This is a genomic window from Micromonospora globispora, from assembly GCF_003857015.1.
In the GTDB taxonomy this organism is placed as follows: domain Bacteria; phylum Actinomycetota; class Actinomycetes; order Mycobacteriales; family Micromonosporaceae; genus Micromonospora; species Micromonospora globispora.
Window position 1 is genome coordinate 1 of the sequence record NZ_QGGF01000268.1, and the last position, 15,649, is coordinate 15,649.

The following is a 15,649-nucleotide window of genomic DNA, read 5'->3' on the forward strand; positions in this document are numbered from 1 at the left end:
CAGAACAGCAGCCCGGTGCGCCGACAACGGCCGCAGCCACCGTCCCGCCGGGCCGCTCCGGTCGCCGGTGTGTGGTGCCGCCGCACCCGCACGCCCCGGTTCCCGGCTACGGGGACGGGACGGCGTACCGGCCGCGGTACGGGCAGTCGGGGCCTGGCGGGCAGCCCGCCCACCCGGGCGCGCCGACATATCCGGCGCAGGTGGAGACGACCACCGCCGACTGGTACCCGCCTGCCTGGTCACCGGGTCAGCCGGCGACGGCCCCGGTGCCGCCGCAGCCGAGGGTGCCCGCTCCCGGATATCCGGACCGGGCCTGGACGCCGGAGACCGGGGCCACCCCGACCGCGGAGGACTTCGCCCGGCGCCGCCAGGCCAGGCCGGTCGACCCCGTCGCCACCATGGGGGTCCGCGCGGTGGTGAACAAGCTCGGCCTGGTCCGGCTCGCACCGGGGCGGCACGAGCAGGAGATCCGGCGCGACATCGAGATGGTCCGGCGCAACTTCGGTGGGTTGCGCCAGGTGACCGTGGTCAACCCGAAGGGCGGCGCCGGCAAGACGGTGGCGATCCTGCTGCTCGCCATGACGTTCGGGCAGAAGCGCGGCGGCTACGTGCTGGCCTGGGACAACAACGAGACCCAGGGCACCCTGGGCATGCGGGCCCAACAGGACTTCCACTCCCGTACCGTCCGGGACCTGCTGCGCGACCCGGGCCAGTTCCAGGGTGCGCACGGCCGGGTTGGCGACTTGTCCCAGTACGTCCGCTCGCAGGGCGAGGGGATGTTCGACGTGCTCGCCTCGGACGAGTCGGCGACCGGGGGCGAGATGCTCACCGCGACCGCGTTCGGCGAGCTCCGTGAGGTGGTCAGCCGCTTCTACAAGCTGATCTTCGTGGACACCGGGAACAACGTCCGGGCGCAGAACTGGCAGGCCGCGATGGACGCCACCGATCAGCTGGTGGTCACCATGTCGGCCCGGAACGACTCGGCGGAGACCGCCGCCCGGATGCTCGACCACCTGGAGCAGAGCGGCCGGCAGCGGCTGGTCCGGCAGGCGGTGACGGTGGTGTCGATGCCGCCGTCGCGGAAGGAGATCGACCTGCCGGCGATCCAGCAGCACTTCGCCGCGCGCACCCGCGCGGTGCTGCTGGCGCCGTACGAGCGGTTGATCGACACCGGGGAGCCGATCCGGTACGGCCAGCTCTCCTCAGCCACCCGCGACGCCTGGCTGAAGATCGCGGCAGCGGTCGCCGAGGGGCTCTGAACAGACACGATGGCCGGCCCGACGGGAGGTCGGGCCGGCCGTCGAGGCGGGTCAGTGGCTGGCCAGGGCGTCCCCGGCAGCCGGGTCGCAGTCGCGGAGGAACTGGGCGCAGCGGGCGGCCTCGTCCGCCTCGCCGATCTCGCCGGCGGCGCGGGAGAGCAGGTAGAGGCAGCGCAGGAAGCCCCGGTTGGGCTTGTGCGACCAGGGCACCGGCCCGTGCCCCTTCCAGCCGCTGCGGCGCAGCTGGTCCAGGCCCCGGTGGTAGCCGGTGCGCGCGTAGGCGTACGCCGGGATGACCTGGCCCGCGGCGAACGCCCGGGCGGCGAGCGCCGCCCAGGCCGCGCTGTAGGTCGGGAAGCGCGCCGCAACCTCGGCGTACGCCTCGTCGGTGTCCTGCTGGGTGGCGGCCGCCAGGGCGGCGTCGGCCTCCTCGTGGACGGGCAGGAGGGTGGCCGGTGGCTCATTCAACAGGTTCTGCATCGCCCCATTCAACCCGCTTCGCCCCGAGGCGCGCGAGGGGGTCGGGGAACCCGGTCGGCTGAACGGCTGAGGGTTTCGTCACGCCTGCGGCCCATGCCCCGGGAGATGTTTTCCATTACAACTATTGGTCCGGAGCCTCCCCAGGTACCGGTACGCAGGAGCCCGGGGCCTCGGTCGCCGGGCTCCTGCCCGTTGCGGCACCGCTCGGGCCGGGTTTGGCCGGTTGCCCGGTGCGGGCAGGATGACCTGGTGCCTTCCCCACCTCCCGCGGACGTCATCGAGCCGCACACCAGCCACGACGAGATCGAGACCCGGGCCGAGTTCGAGCGCCGGCTGGCCACCGGCAGCCTCGCCGGTCTGACCGTGCAGGGGCTGCGCCTCGACCTCGATCCGGCCCCCGATCTGACCGGCGTCGAGGTCGCCGGCACCCTCTTCGTCGGCTGCCGGTTCGCCAACCGTGAGGTCGGCGCCGACCTGGTCCGGCGCGGGGCGAACGTGGTGCCGCCCTTCTCCGGGCTGCCGTACCCGACCCAGCCGTCCCACCTCTACACCCCGGACGACCTGGCCGCCGGCTTCGCCGACGGTGGGTTCGCCGGGATGTACGACACCCGGGTGTACGAGCACTTCCGCGCCCACGGCGGCGCGCTGCCCGACGTCCGCGAGGCGCTCGGTCAGCGGCTGCACGACCACGGGGTGGACAACGCGCTGGTCGACGCCACCCGGGCCTGGCTGGCGGCGCATGGGCCGCAGTCCGTGGTCGGGGTGATGGGCGGGCACGCCGTCCCGCGCGGCAGCGCCGCGTACCGGATGGCGGCGGTGCTGGGCTGGGAGCTGGCCCGGGCCGACCGGCTGGTGGTGACCGGGGGCGGTCCCGGGGTGATGGAGGCGGCGAACCTCGGCGCGTTCCTGGCGGCCTGGCCGGCGGAGGAGCTGACCGCCGCGATCGACCTGCTCGCCACCGCCCCGGACTTCACCGACCACGACCGCTACACGGCCGCCGCCCTGGCGGTCCGCCAGCGGTACGCGCCCGGCCCGACGCTCCCGGCGCAGCGCCCCGCCGCGTCCGGTACGGAGTGGGCCCGCTCGGGCGGGCTGGCGATCCCCACCTGGCTGTACGGGCACGAGCCGGCGAACCTCTTCGCCGGGCGGATCGCCAAGTACTTCTCGAACGCCATCCGCGAGGACACCATCCTGCGGCTGGCCCGGGGCGGCATAGTCTTCGCGCCCGGCCGGGCCGGGACCGTGCAGGAGGTGTTCCAGGCGGCCACCAAGACGTACTACGGCACCGACGGCGCGAGCGGCGCGTACGTCTTCCTGGATCGGGCGTACTGGACGGCGGAGCTGCCGATCGAGTCGCTGCTGCGACCGCTGCTGGCCGCCTCGCGCTTCGGCGACCTCTCGTCCACCGTGCACCTCACGGACGACGTGCGGGAGGCGGTCCGGGTGCTGACGGCCGGCTGACGGAAAAGGCCGGCGCCCATCCCGGGAGCCGGCCTTCACCGAAGGCGGTGCCTTACTTCTTCATGGTGGTGCCGGTGGAACGCAGGTGCTCGCAGGCCTCGACCACCCGGGCGGCCATGCCGGCCTCGGCGGCCTTGCCCCAGACGCGCGGGTCGTACATCTTCTTGTTGCCGACCTCGCCGTCCACCTTGAGCACGCCGTCGTAGTTGCGGAGCATGTGGTCCGCCACCGGCCGGGTGAAGCAGTACTGGGTGTCGGTGTCGATGTTCATCTTCACCACGCCGTAGTCCAGCGCCTCGCGGATCTCCGACAGCAGCGAGCCGGAACCGCCGTGGAAGACCAGGCTGAGCGGCTTCTCCTTGCCGTACTTGGCGCCCACCGCCATCTGGATGTGGTTGAGCACCTCGGGGCGGAGCTTGACGTTGCCCGGCTTGTAGACGCCGTGCACGTTGCCGAAGGTCAGCGCCGCCATGTAGCGGCCCTTCTCGCCCAGGCCGAGCGCGTCGACCATGGCCAGGCCATCCTCGACGGTGGTGTAGAGCTTCTCGTTGATGGCGTTCTCGACGCCGTCCTCCTCGCCACCGACGACGCCGACCTCGATCTCGAGGACGATCTTGCCCTTGGCGGCCTCGGCGAGGAGCTGCTCGGCGATCTCCAGGTTTTCCGCCACCGGCACGGCCGAGCCGTCCCACATGTGCGACTGGAACAGCGGCTCCTGGCCGTTCTTGACCCGCTCCTGCGAGATGGCCATCAGCGGACGGACGAACTTGTCCAGCTTGTCCTTCGGGCAGTGGTCGGTGTGCAGCGCGATGTTCACCGGGTACTTCTTGGCCACCTCGTGCGCGTACGCGGCGAACGCGGCGGCGCCGGTGACCATGTCCTTGATCGACGGGCCGGAGAGGTACTCCGCGCCGCCGGTGGAGACCTGAATGATGCCGTCGCTCTCCGCGTCGGCGAAGCCCTTGAGCGCCGCGTTCAGCGTCTGCGAGGAGGTCACGTTGATCGCGGGGTACGCGTACCGGCCGGCCTTGGCCCGGTCCAGCATCTCCGCGTAAGCCTCGGGGGAAGCGATGGGCATGTCGAACGCTCCTTACTTACCGCTCTCGGCCGTGCAGGCCGCTGTCTTCCATGGGTGCGCCGGACCGCGCTGTCCACCGCGGGCAGTATCCCGTAGAAGGTGGCGACGGGCACAACCGACCCGAGCCCCGCTCACCGGTTCTCCAGTCTGTCCGGCACGGCGACGCTGATCAGCCAGCTCACCACCGCCATCACGATCGCTCCCCAGAACGCCGCCCAGAAACCGTCCACCCGGAACGCGAGATGCAGCCCCCGGGCGATCCAGTCGGTGAGCAGGAACAGCAGCGCGTTGACCACCAGCGCGAACAGACCGAGGGTGAGCAGGTAGAACACGCAGCCGAACACCTTGATGACCGGCTTGAGCACCGCGTTGACCACGCCGAAGATGAGCGCCACGGCGATCAGGGTGAGCGCGGTGTTGGCACCCGGCTCACCGCCCACCCTGACTCCGGGCACGATCAGGGTGGTGACCCACAGCGCGATCGCGGTGATCACCAGCCGGATCAGGAAGCCCACGGATCCATCCTGGCACCGGGTCCCCCGCCCGGAGGGCCAATCGCCCGACTCCACCCCCGCGTGGCGGGCCGTCGGCCAGGGGCCGCGGTTCGGCCCGGCTCCGAGCGGGGACCGGGTGCAGCCCGTACGGTGTGTGGGTAACTGTCCGCACCGAGATCCAGGGAGGGACGATGGGTCAGCCCGACGAGGACTTCGCCCCGAGCGACCACCTCGCTCCGGAGGAGCGGGATCTGGAGGCGGAGCCCGCCGACGCGATGGAGCAGGCCATGGTGGTCCGCCCCGACGACGGCGACATCGAGCCGCAGCGCGGCATGGAGGTCGACGACTGGGACGCCATGGAGCAGGCCCGGATCGTCGCCGCCGACGAGGACGACTACCGCTGACGCCTACCGCAGCCCGGTGACCCGATCCGGGTGGGCGGCCGTCCACTCGCTCAGCCGGTCCTCCCCGAGCGCGGCGAGGAACGCCGGCGCAGTTGCCCGGTCGAGCTGGAAGCCGAAGAACGGCTTCTCCGCGTAGACGACCGGGAGGCCGACCGCGACCGGCTCGGCGGCGGCCGCCTTCCCGGCCACCGAGAGCAGCGCGGGCAGCGACGTCTCCCCGGTCTCCACCGTCAGCCCGGAGCCGGCCTGCGTAAGCAGCGTGTGCAGCATCGCGGGATTCGTCAGTCCACCCCGCTCGCCGATCCGGCGCAGCAGCCCGGCCGCGTACCGCTGGGCGTTCCGGTCCCGGTCCCGCACCGCGTCGGTGAGCCCATGACGCTGCCGGAGCAGGTCGACCGAGGCGGCGCCGTCGAGCTGCTGGCAGCCGGCGGGGAAGACCCGGCGAGTGTGCATGGACTTGATGCCCTGCGGCAGGCAGACCGGTACGCCGCCGACCGCGTCGGTGAGCTTCCGCAGCGCCGAGTAGGTCAGCACCGCCCCGCCGTCGATCGGTACGCCGGTGACCTCGGTGACCACCCGTCGGGTCAGATCGTAGCCGTGGGTCAGGTCGCCCTTCCCCGCCATACTGCCGTAGGCGAAGGAGCTGTTGAGCTTGTTCGTGCCGACCCCGGGGATCGGCACCTGCAGGTCGCGCGGGAGCGAGACGAGGTAGAGCCGGCTCCGGTCCGCCGGGACGTGCACCAGCAGGATGGAGTCCGCCCGCCGGCCCCCGCCGGGGCTGGCCCCGTCCAGGCCGAGCAGAAGCAGGTTCAGCGCCCCGGTGGGCGTCGACGGAACGGGCTCGAGCAGCAGCGTCGCCGTCTGCTGCGGCCGGTCCGGGGTCATCGCCGGTACGCCGACCAGGGCGGCAACGACCAGCGCCAACGCCGTACCGCCCAGCCGGAGGCGGAGTCGGCGGCGCCGGCGGCGGACCACCGTCCGCTCGATCGCGGCGCGTATCGGCGCGGTGGCCGGGGCCAGGGTCTCGTGCCGGGCGAAGGCGGCCCGCAGTTCGTCCTCGATCATGAGCAGACCTCCACGTACTCGGCTCGAAGGGTGGCCAGCGCCCGGGAGATGCAGGACCGTACGGTGCCGACGGCGCACCCGAGGATCTCGGCGATCTCGGCGTCCGGCAGGTCCTCGTAGTAGCGCAGCACCAGGGTGGCCCGCTGTCGGCGGGGCAACCGGGACAGCCAGGACCAGATCTGGTCCCGGTCCACCGCGGACTGGGCGTGGTCGCTGGGCGCCGGCACCGCCTCGTCCGGCTCGCCGCGCAGCAGTACCCGCCGGGCCCATGAACCCCGTCGCCAGTCGACGTACTGGTTGGTGAGCATCCGGCGGACGTACCGCTCGGGAGAGTCGCTGCGCGCCACCCGGCGCCAGTTCAGCTGGACCCGCACCATGGTGTCCTGCACCAGGTCCTGGGCCTGGTGCGGATCCCCGGTCAGCATGACCGCGTACCGCAGCAGGGCGCTCAGCCGCGAGTCGGCGAACTCCTCGTACGTCACTGCACCTCCCGGTGTCCCGCCCTGTTGACGGGTACGGGCCGGTGAAACACTGCACCCCGCGACTGATCAACCGTTCGGTCAGTTCCCGGGCCGGCGGCTTACCTGGGACAGCGAGCAATTTAAAGATTTTCTAAGCTCCACGGGCTCCACCTGAATCGTCACGGGAGGAACCCCCTCAATGCTCACTAAGGCCACCCGGCGCTGGCTCGCCGGGTTCGGCGTCGCAGGCGCGCTCGTCGCCGCCTCCGCCACCCCCGCTGCTGCCGAGGAATCGGCCGTCCAGCTGGGTCTGTACATGAACGACACCACGGTCGCGGTCGGCACCGACGGCAAGGTCGAGTCGCCCACCCTGTACGCCAGCGAGCCGGTGATCGTGCACGACCTCACTGTCCGCTACGACTACACCGACCTCGCTGGCAAGGTGAAGCTCACTCCGGAGATCGACGGCGAGTGCACCACCCCCGAGCAGAACGTCCTGGTCTGCCAGGACCCGTTCGAGATCGGCCTTGAGGAGTGGGGCTACGGCGGCCTGTTCAACGTGGCCATCGCCCCGACCGACTCGGCCAAGGACGGCGACTCCGGCAGCCTCAAGGTCACGGTCAGCGCCGACGGCTTCGAGCCGGCCAGCCACACCGCCACGGTGAAGATCGGTGAGGGTGTCGACCTGGCCGGTGGGCCCGAGGTGGACCGCTCGGCGGCGCCGGGTGGCGAATTCACTGCTCCGCTCGTGCTGAGCAACGTCGGGGAGGGCACCTCGGCCAAGGGTGCCGTGGTCATCTTCGACCACGACTACGCGATCCGCCCGGGCAAGCACTACAGCAACTGCACCTACGCGGGCGACCAGCTCCGGACCTGCCGCTTCACCGACACTGTGGCGCCCGGCGAGACCTTCTCGGCGACCGTGCCGTACGTGCTCGGCAAGGACACCTACGCGCCGGGCAACGCCTGGGGCTCGCACATGTGGCTGACGCCCGACGAGTTCGACGACTTCACCGCCTACCTGAAGAGCCGCGGCATCTCCGTCGGCGAGCCGGGCACCGACGAGGCGCTCGTGCTCACCAAGCAGCCCACCATGACGGCGCAGTCCTTCCAGGCCGACGTCAACCCGGAGAACAACTGGTCCGGCCTGCAGGTCAAGGTCACCGGCAACAACGGCGTGGACCTCGCCGCGATCGGCGACTCGGTCGACGGCAAGGCCGGTGACGTCGTCACCGCCACCGTCGGCGTGCGCAACAACGGTCCGGCGGTGCTCGACCTCGGCCGCGTCGGTTCGCCGGTGACGAAGATCGACGTCACGGTCCCGACCGGCACCACCGCGGTGAACGTGCCGGACAACTGCTTCCCGATGAAGGGTGACGACGTCGACTGGGAGCCGGGTAAGCCGGGTGCCAAGGCGTACCGGTGCTACCCGGAGATCTTCATCGCCGTCGGTGAGGAGCAGACCGTCGACCTCGGTCTCCGGATCGACAAGGTCGTCCCGAACGCCACCGGCACGGTGACCATCAACGCCAAGTGCGAGTGCGAGGGCTTCCAGGACGACACCAACCCGGCCAACGACACCGCGAAGCTCGTCGTGAACGCCGCTCCAGGCACCGGCGGCAACGGCGACGGCGGTAACGGCGGTGGCGCGGGTGGCGGCGGCACGCTGCCGATCACCGGCTCCGCCACCGGCCTGATCGCCGGCGTCGGGGTGCTGCTGCTCACGGCCGGCGTGGGCGGCTACGTGGTGGCCCGCCGCCGCCGCACCCGCTTCGTCGCCTGACGCGGCATCCTCGGTACACCACGCGACAACCGGTGCCCCGTCGACCACCCGGTCGGCGGGGCACCGCCATGTCGGGCGAGGGAGGATCCGCGCCGCTGCCGCCCGTCGGGGCCGGTCCGGCGCGACGCCGGACCGGGCTTCGGTACCCTTTGTGGCCGTGGACACAGCAGAGAAGACCCGGGTGGTCTCCGAGAGCATCGCCCTGAACCCGCTCGATCCCAAGGACCTGATCCACACCTTCGGGCTGATCGGCGTCTGGGTGATCCTCTTCGCCGAGACCGGCCTGCTGGTGGGCTTCTTCTTCCCGGGCGACTCGCTGCTGTTCCTGGCGGGCGTGGCCGCGTCGCCGGTGGCGGATGCCATCTTCGGCAGCGGCACCCGGCTTCCCCTGGCCGCGCTGCTGATCGGCGGGCCGCTCTGCGCGATCGCCGGGGCCCAGCTCGGGCACTGGCTCGGGCACCGGTACGGCCGCCGGATGTTCGACCGCCCAAACTCCCGCCTCTTCAAGCGGGAGTACGTGGAGAAGGCGGAGCACTACTTCCAGAAGTTCGGTCCGGCGAAGGCCGTCGTGCTGGCCCGCTTCATCCCGATCGTCCGCACGTTCCTCAACCCGGTGGCCGGGGTGCTCGGCATGCCGGCCCGGCAGTTCTTCATCTGGAACATGGTCGGCGCGGTCCTCTGGGTGGACGGCATCCTGCTGATCGGCTACCTGCTCGCCGACCAGATCTACAACGCGATCGGCGACAAGATCGACCGGTACATCCTGCCGGTGGTGGCCGTGATCATCCTGATCTCGGTGCTGCCGATCTTCTTCGAGTTCCTCCGCGACCGGCGGGCCCGCAAGCGCGGAGAGGCGGTCGCGATGGTCGCGGCGGCCAGCGCGGCCGGCGCCGTCGAGGCGGCCCGGGAGGCCATCGAGGACGACGACCACCCGCAGCACGGCCCGCAGGGCCGCTGACCCCGGACACGCCGATGGCCGGTCCCCTCAGCGGGGGCCGGCCATCGTCATCGGCATGTCGACCGGTGGGTGGAACGGATGACGACAGGCGTCACCGTCCGGTGATGGCGCCACCCCTGGCACGCCACCCTGATGCCGTCCCGAGCCGGGACGGCCTGTGGCCATCCGGTCTCGGCTGGCGGCCATAATTCGGCCTCCGCGCCGCTAGCCGGCACTCCGGGCCGAATGAAGGGCGGTCTGACGCCGCGTTACGACCCCGGACAGCCGACCCGGACCTCGGACACGTCCAGTTTCAGCGGGCCTTCTTGGTGGCCCGCTTGCGCGGCGGGGTGAGCAGATCCGCGATCGTCGCGATCGCGGACGGCACCAGCCGGTAGTAGGCCCAGACCCCGCGCTTCTCCCGCTCCAGCAAGCCGGCCTCGGTGAGGATACGCAGGTGGTGGCTGACCGTCGGCTGCGAAAGGCCGAGCGGCGCGGTCAGGTCGCAGACGCACGCCTCGCCTTCGGGGGCCGACTGGATCAGGCTGAGCAGCCGCAGCCGGGCGGGATCGGCGAGGGCCTTCAGGACCCCCGCGAGACGCTCGGCATCGGCACGTTCGATCGGCTCGCCGGCAAGCGGCGAGATCTGAGGCATGGTCATTTCAGCCAACGCAGTTCCCACGTATTCCATCCTTCCACCAGCAGCATCGATCCGCCTGCATATCAGCAGATCCGAATCGGCAAACTTTTACGCCACAAGGCCGAGGTCAGCCAACGTATAGGCCGCCCGATACGGCAGTCCGGCGGCTCGCACCGCGTCGCCGGCGCCTCGATCAACAATAACCGCCACACCCACGACATCGGCCCCGGCTTCGCGCAACGCCTCGACGGCGGTGAGCACGCTGCCGCCCGTGGTCGAGGTGTCCTCGACCGCCAGGACCCGGCGCCCCGCGACGTCCGGCCCCTCGATGCGACGCTGCAGACCGTGCGCCTTGCCCGCCTTGCGGACCACGAACGCGTCCAGCGGCCGGTCGGTCTCGGCGGCGTCGTGCAGCATCGCGAGGGCCACCGGATCGGCACCCAGGGTCAGCCCGCCGACCGCGTCGTACTCCAAGTCCGCGGTGAGGTCCCGCAGCACCCGGCCCACCAACGGCGCCGCCCGGTGATGGAGCGTGACGCGACGCAGATCCACGTACCAGTCCGCCTCACGGCCCGACGAGAGCACCACCCGACCGTGCACCACAGCCAGGTCGGTGATGAATTTACGCAGGTCGTCGTGGGCCCCCATGGCGATAGAGGGTACTGCGCGAGTCTGGGAGCCGTCTGGCGGGTCCACCTGGGCCAGCCCTGCGAGCGACCGATGGGTGGCGATGTCCAACTACGCCGAGCGACCGTTAAGCGGGATCGATGTCGGTGCGTCCCGCTCACGGGACGGCCCGTCAGCCGGCCGAGGATCAGCCGTGGCCGCGGCCCACCCGGCCCCGGGTGTCCCGGGAGACGCCGCGCAGCAGCCGCCGGGGCGCGTGCCGCAGCCCCGCCACGGCCAGCTTGTACTTCCACGTCGGCACGCTGACCAGCTTGCCTTTCCGCAGGTCACGTAGCCCTTCATCGACCACATCGTCGGCCTGCAGCCACATCCAGCCAGGGGTCCGGGCCAGGTCGATGCCGGCCCGCTCGTGGTAGCCGGTGCGGGTGTAACCAGGACAGAGCGCCATCACCCGCACTCCGAGCGGGGCTACCGACTGGCCGATCGACTCACTGAAATTCGTCACCCACGCCTTGCTGGCCGAGTAGGTCGACCCAGGCATGGGAACACCAAACCCGGCAACCGAAGAGACATTTATCACTGTCCCCGTGCCCCGCTCGATCATCGGGCCGAGGGCAGCGTGGGTCAGCCGCATCACGGCCAGCACGTTCAGCCGGAGCAGCCGGGCCTCGTCCGCCACGGTCGACCGCAGGAACGGCGTGTTGAGGCTGATGCCCGCGTTGTTCACCAGCATCTCGACCGGGCTGCCGGCGGCGAGCCGTCGCTCGACCGCGGCGCAGCCGTCGTCCGTGGACAGATCGGCCGAGATCGTCTCCACCTCCCGGCCGTACCGGCCGGTCAGCTCGGCGGCCGTGGCGTCAAGCCGGGCGGCGTCCCGGGCCACCAGGATCAGGTCCCAGCCGTCGGCGGCGAGCCGGCGGGCGAACGAGGCGCCGATGCCCAGGCTGGCACCGGTGATCAGGGCTCGTCGTACGGAGGGGTGGGGTTCGGACGTCACGGGCGGTCCTCCGAAGGCGGGGTCGGTCCAGGGGGTGCCGACGGCGGCCCGTAGGCCGGCGGCGCCGACAGAGGGCCGTAGGCCGGCGGCGCCGACAGAGGGCCGTAGGCAGGGGTGGCCCCGTAGCCCGGCGGGGTCGGGCCGGCCGGGGGGCGCGGACCGGCCGGCCGGCGGTGGAAGAAGGCGTTGGCCGCAGGCAACGTCAGCAGCGCGGCGACCACCAGGTAGCCGAGGACCTGCGCCACCGACAGGGCCGCGTTGAGCGGGATCCACCAGCCCGGGTAGGCGTCGCCGAGCTGGGCCAGCAGGTCGGCGGTGACCCGCTGATCGGCGCCGAGCCGCAGCGGGGCGGCCCGCTGACCGACCAGCACCGCCAGCGCACCGCACCCGCAGAGCAGCCCCAGCCCGCAGACCACCCAGGTGGTGACCCGGGCGCCGGAGCGGCCCGCGAGCAGGCCGAGGGCGAGCCCGACGAGCACCAGCCCGACCAGCACGCCGACCACGGCCGACAGGACCGTGGCGGCGCGCAGCAGCGCGACGACCCCGTCGATCTCACCGGTACCGGCGCCGGTCGTGGCGGCCGCCGACCGGAACCGGTCCGTCGTACCGGCCATGACGAGCAGACCGGTGACCGCGTACAGCCCGGCGCCGACCGCCATCAGCACCAGCACCGCCGCCGCCGCGACGACCGCGGCCGGACGGCGGGGTGGCGCCTGATCCGGGTACGACACGACAGATCCCTCCGGTAGGTGTCGGCTTGCAACCTACTCGGAGGGATCGTCGGAGTCGCTCTTATCGACGGCTCAACTTCCGGATGGCGGGTACGGCCCGGGTCGGTCGGTCCCGCCCTCCCGTTCGGTGCCGGGGCCCGACGCCCCACCCGGCTCGCCCTCCGTGCGCTCCTGCGCGGGCGGGGCCGAGGAAGGCGACGCCGGCGGGGGCGGCTGCTGCCACTGGCCCGAGGACGACGGCTCCCCGGGCTGGCCCGGTCCCTGCGGCCAGCCGGGCTGACCCGGCGGCTGCGGATACCCGGGAGAACCCGGGTAGGACGGGTAGCCCGGGGCCTGCGGCTGACCGGCGTGCGGGTAGCCGGGGTAGGGGGGATAGCCGGCACCCGGTCCTCCCCAAGCCGGCTGCGGCTTCCGGAAGAACTCGTTCGACTTCGGCAGGGCCAGCAGGATCAGCGCCACCAGCAGGGCGAGCAGAGCGAGGACGCCGAGCAGCGTGGTGACCGGGCGGTACCAGGGCAGGGCGTCCTCGAGCCGACGCTGGATCTCCTGGGCGCTCGGCATGTTCCCGGTCTGCGGTCCGCCGCGGATGAAGCCACCGGCCGCGTTGTTGACCAGGCCGATGCCGCTGCAGCAGATGAGGATGCCGCCCACTATCCAGGTGGCGATCCGGGACCCGTTCTTCCCCCGGTTGTTGAAGAGTGCGAGGACGACCATCGCGGCGGCGAGCAGCACCGCGAACGCGGCGCCGCCGACGGCGGCCACGACGGCGATGTTGCCGGTCTGCTCGGCGGAGGTGCCCTGGAACGCGTCCCGCATGACGTCTCGGATCGTGCCGATGACGGAGAGCGTCAGGATCAGGCTGACCACCTGGATGGCGGCGTACAGGATGAGCAGCCAACTGGAAATCGTCACCACTGCCGGCCGTGCGCGGGCGGGGGTGGCGGAGGTATCGACCATGATTCTCCTTCCCTAGATCACCCGCTCACCGTAACGAGCACCGGCCAGCGGGGCACGACACCCGGACCGGACTCGCCGCACAGTTCAGCCGGACGACGGCTCCCGGCGGCAGAGCCGCCGATACTCGGCGGTCACCACCCCGAGCAGGAAGAGGTCCACGCCGAGCGCGAAGACGGCACCGAACTGGTTGACGGTGAAGCTGAAGATCTGCCCGAACAGCAGGTCCACCAGGAGCGCGAGTTTGAACAGCCGGAAGGCCCGCACCTGGTCGCGGGGCAGCAGCAGCGCCCCGCGGATGCTGAGCACCGCGGTGATCAGCGCGGAGACCGAGACCCAGAGCACCGCACCCCACTCCCGCTGGTCGGGCAGCTGGCCGCTGATCGCGGCCAGCACGACGCGGAGCACCACGACGAACGGCTCGCCGACCACGTAGAGCACCACCAGGGAAACCACCCACCGGTGCGTGGTCACCCAGATCACCGCGCGGCGGGCCCGGATGAACCAGGGCTGCCAGAACCGGGGTGCCGGTGGCTCGCGTCGGGGCACCGCGTCCAGCAGCCGGGCGACCGCCTCCTCGATGTCCGGGCCGCAGCCACGGACCAGCCGCAGCACAGCCGCCCGGCGTCGAGCGGTCAGGCCGGTGGTGAGACCGCCGACCACCGTGTACAGGGCGTTCGCCGTCCGTTCGGCGCCGGTGAGCCGGGTCCGGCCACGGATCGCCTGGGTGATCACGACCAGCAGGGCGAACGCGACGTAGATGATGCTGGCGGCCGGGGCGTAGAAGTAGTCGGTCCCGGCGGTGACGAACTTGCCGACCTCGTCGATGAAGAGCCCGAAGCCCATCCCGCCCAGGATCGCGCCGATGATGCGCGCCGCGCTGCCGAGGAAGACCAGCGCGGCACCCAGGCCGGCGGTCATCAACAGGCCACCCCAGAGCACGTGCGCGATGTGCAGCCCGCCGCCGCCGAGCCGCGGGTAGCCGGCGGCCTGAAGGTACGCCCGGGTGACCAGCACCGTCACCACCCCGGACAGGACGAACGCCTGCAGGTACGACGGTGCCTCCAGTACCCGGGGCGGTCGCGACCAGCGGGACGGACGGGCGGGCATGACCCCGACGCTAGTAGCCTCTCCACTCCGTTCGGGCGTACTCCAGCACCCTGGGCTGCAGCAACGTGGTGGCGGGCACGTCCAGCCGGGCCCGGTCGGCGGGGAAGGTGGCCGCCGCGGCCAGCACCGACGGGGTGAGGAAACGCAGCGGCGGGGCGTCGACCGGCAGCGCCAACGCCGGCGCGCGGGCGCGAAGTACGGCGACCCGGACTGCACCACGAGCCGCCCGCCCGCGGCGAGCACCGCACGGATCAGCGCGTAGAACTCGACCGTGTCGAGCTTGGCGGTGGCGGTTCGTCGTGCAGGGTGCCGGGCAGGTGCGGCGACCGGCCGGGCAGGCAGGCGACCGTTTCGGTGAGGTCGGCGCAGACGACCTGGTGAGAGGCGCCGAGCAGGCGCAGCCGCAGCCGGAGCCCGCCGGGCAGGGTCAGCTCGCGTACGTGCAGCGCGGGGCGCTCCGGGCCGCCGAGCGTCAGGCTGAGGTCGGCGGCGCTGGTGTCGACGTACGGGGTGTCCGGGGTGACCAGCACGGTCAGGACACCTGCTCCGGGCCGTCCTGCGGGTAGATCATCACCTCGGCCCGGTGCAGCTTCTCACCGAGCGCCACCTCCCAGCCGGCCTCCCCGTACGCCTCGAAGGAGAGCCGGGCCCCGCCGGGCGCCTGGTAGTCGTAGTAGCGCATGGTGCCGTGCGGGTCGAGGCCGGTGCCCTCGGTGGCGGTGTAGCGGGCCTGGCCGGACTCGTCCCAGGTGTACCGGCGGCCGGCGATGTCGAGCGTGGGTGCGCCCGGCGTGACGGTGGCGGACGGCTCAGCCGTCCAGAGCACCAGTTCCAGGTCCGGGTCCTCCTCGACGGAGAGCCAGCGCTTCACCCCGCCGGCGTCGTCGAGCAGGTGCTCGGCCCAGCTCCAACCGCCCTCGACCAGGTGCACCGAGCCGCGGACCGTGTACGGCACCTGGCGGATCTCGACGATGTCGCCGGGGCGCAGCCTGCGCGGGTCGCCGCGGAGCACGTCCGCGTCCCGGTCCCGGAACGGGTCGGCGGCTGTCCGCGGTCGGGGCCGGGACCGGGCCCTGAGCAGCGCCACCACGGCGATGACGACACCGGCCACCCCGATCAGGCAGCCCAGCGCCAGCACCAGGTACGCCAACGAACGGTCCACGATCGC

General features: G+C 72.0%; 17 protein-coding genes and 2 pseudogenes. 5 read left to right on the forward strand and 14 right to left on the reverse strand.

Going from position 1 to position 15,649, the window contains the following annotated elements:
- Positions 1 to 1,259: MinD/ParA family ATP-binding protein (locus DKL51_RS12510; protein WP_498070900.1), on the forward strand; the 1,259-nt coding region annotated here is incomplete at its 5' end.
- Positions 1,260 to 1,310: 51 nt separating this feature from the next.
- Here DKL51_RS12510 and DKL51_RS12515 read toward each other — a convergent pair.
- Positions 1,311 to 1,739, reverse strand: coding sequence for a DUF3151 domain-containing protein (locus DKL51_RS12515; protein ID WP_109943861.1), 429 nt, complete (start codon positions 1,737 to 1,739; stop codon positions 1,311 to 1,313).
- Positions 1,740 to 1,988: 249 nt separating this feature from the next.
- On the opposite strand from DKL51_RS12515, the gene DKL51_RS12520 reads away from it, so the two are divergent.
- Positions 1,989 to 3,200, forward strand: coding sequence for an LOG family protein (locus tag DKL51_RS12520; protein ID WP_185734784.1), 1,212 nt, complete (start codon positions 1,989 to 1,991; stop codon positions 3,198 to 3,200).
- A 52-nt stretch (positions 3,201 to 3,252) separates the two neighbouring features.
- Here the strand turns inward: DKL51_RS12520 and fbaA are convergent, their stop codons facing one another.
- Both fbaA and DKL51_RS12530 read right to left on the reverse strand, forming a co-directional pair.
- Positions 3,253 to 4,278 (reverse strand): class II fructose-bisphosphate aldolase, encoded by a 1,026-nt coding sequence (gene fbaA / locus DKL51_RS12525; RefSeq protein WP_109943863.1) that lies wholly within the window; start codon positions 4,276 to 4,278, stop codon positions 3,253 to 3,255.
- Positions 4,279 to 4,409: 131 nt separating this feature from the next.
- Positions 4,410 to 4,793: a phage holin family protein gene (locus DKL51_RS12530; RefSeq protein ID WP_109943864.1), complete on the reverse strand. Its 384-nt coding sequence runs from the start codon at positions 4,791 to 4,793 to the stop codon at positions 4,410 to 4,412.
- 170 nt (positions 4,794 to 4,963) lie between these two features.
- On the opposite strand from DKL51_RS12530, the gene DKL51_RS12535 reads away from it, so the two are divergent.
- Complete coding sequence (locus DKL51_RS12535; RefSeq protein WP_109943865.1) at positions 4,964 to 5,176, forward strand: hypothetical protein; 213 nt, start codon at positions 4,964 to 4,966, stop codon at positions 5,174 to 5,176.
- Between the two features lie 3 nt (positions 5,177 to 5,179).
- Here the strand turns inward: DKL51_RS12535 and DKL51_RS12540 are convergent, their stop codons facing one another.
- Positions 5,180 to 6,241, reverse strand: a complete 1,062-nt coding sequence (locus DKL51_RS12540; RefSeq protein WP_109943866.1) for an LCP family protein — start codon at positions 6,239 to 6,241, stop codon at positions 5,180 to 5,182.
- Positions 6,238 to 6,723 (reverse strand): SigE family RNA polymerase sigma factor, encoded by a 486-nt coding sequence (locus tag DKL51_RS12545; protein WP_109943867.1) that lies wholly within the window; start codon positions 6,721 to 6,723, stop codon positions 6,238 to 6,240. Before DKL51_RS12545 ends, DKL51_RS12540 begins: the two co-directional genes overlap by 4 nt.
- 178 nt (positions 6,724 to 6,901) lie before the next feature.
- Between DKL51_RS12545 and DKL51_RS12550 the strand changes: the two genes are divergently transcribed.
- Entirely contained in the window at positions 6,902 to 8,485 is a 1,584-nt protein-coding gene (locus DKL51_RS12550) for an LPXTG cell wall anchor domain-containing protein (protein WP_109943868.1), read from the forward strand.
- Between the two features lie 151 nt (positions 8,486 to 8,636).
- Entirely contained in the window at positions 8,637 to 9,443 is an 807-nt protein-coding gene (locus tag DKL51_RS12555) for a DedA family protein (RefSeq protein ID WP_185734785.1), read from the forward strand.
- A 292-nt stretch (positions 9,444 to 9,735) separates the two neighbouring features.
- Here DKL51_RS12555 and DKL51_RS12560 read toward each other — a convergent pair whose 3' ends face one another.
- The 9 genes and pseudogenes from DKL51_RS12560 to DKL51_RS12600 form a co-directional block, all read right to left on the reverse strand.
- Positions 9,736 to 10,113: an ArsR/SmtB family transcription factor gene (locus tag DKL51_RS12560; RefSeq protein WP_007454255.1), complete on the reverse strand. Its 378-nt coding sequence runs from the start codon at positions 10,111 to 10,113 to the stop codon at positions 9,736 to 9,738.
- A gap of 57 nt (positions 10,114 to 10,170) precedes the next feature.
- Positions 10,171 to 10,710: an orotate phosphoribosyltransferase gene (gene pyrE / locus DKL51_RS12565; RefSeq protein WP_109965143.1), complete on the reverse strand. Its 540-nt coding sequence runs from the start codon at positions 10,708 to 10,710 to the stop codon at positions 10,171 to 10,173.
- A gap of 166 nt (positions 10,711 to 10,876) precedes the next feature.
- Entirely contained in the window at positions 10,877 to 11,686 is an 810-nt protein-coding gene (locus DKL51_RS12570) for an SDR family NAD(P)-dependent oxidoreductase (protein WP_109943871.1), read from the reverse strand.
- A complete protein-coding gene (locus tag DKL51_RS12575; RefSeq protein ID WP_109965142.1) occupies positions 11,683 to 12,417 on the reverse strand; it encodes a hypothetical protein in 735 nt (244 codons plus the stop codon). The genes DKL51_RS12570 and DKL51_RS12575 overlap by 4 nt, the downstream gene beginning before the upstream one ends.
- Positions 12,418 to 12,489: 72 nt before the next feature.
- Complete coding sequence (locus tag DKL51_RS12580) at positions 12,490 to 13,374, reverse strand: hypothetical protein (RefSeq protein ID WP_243420692.1); 885 nt, start codon at positions 13,372 to 13,374, stop codon at positions 12,490 to 12,492.
- Between the two features lie 84 nt (positions 13,375 to 13,458).
- A complete protein-coding gene (locus tag DKL51_RS12585) occupies positions 13,459 to 14,481 on the reverse strand; it encodes a hypothetical protein (RefSeq protein ID WP_109943873.1) in 1,023 nt (340 codons plus the stop codon).
- A gap of 10 nt (positions 14,482 to 14,491) precedes the next feature.
- A pseudogene (locus DKL51_RS12590) lies at positions 14,492 to 14,775 on the reverse strand (polyamine aminopropyltransferase); the annotation flags it as partial.
- Positions 14,775 to 15,011 (reverse strand): annotated as a pseudogene (locus tag DKL51_RS12595) (DUF2617 family protein); the annotation flags it as partial. The pseudogenes DKL51_RS12590 and DKL51_RS12595, both read right to left, overlap by 1 nt.
- Positions 15,012 to 15,013: 2 nt before the next feature.
- Positions 15,014 to 15,643: a DUF4178 domain-containing protein gene (locus DKL51_RS12600; protein ID WP_109965140.1), complete on the reverse strand. Its 630-nt coding sequence runs from the start codon at positions 15,641 to 15,643 to the stop codon at positions 15,014 to 15,016.
- Between the last annotated feature and the right edge of the window lie 6 nt (positions 15,644 to 15,649).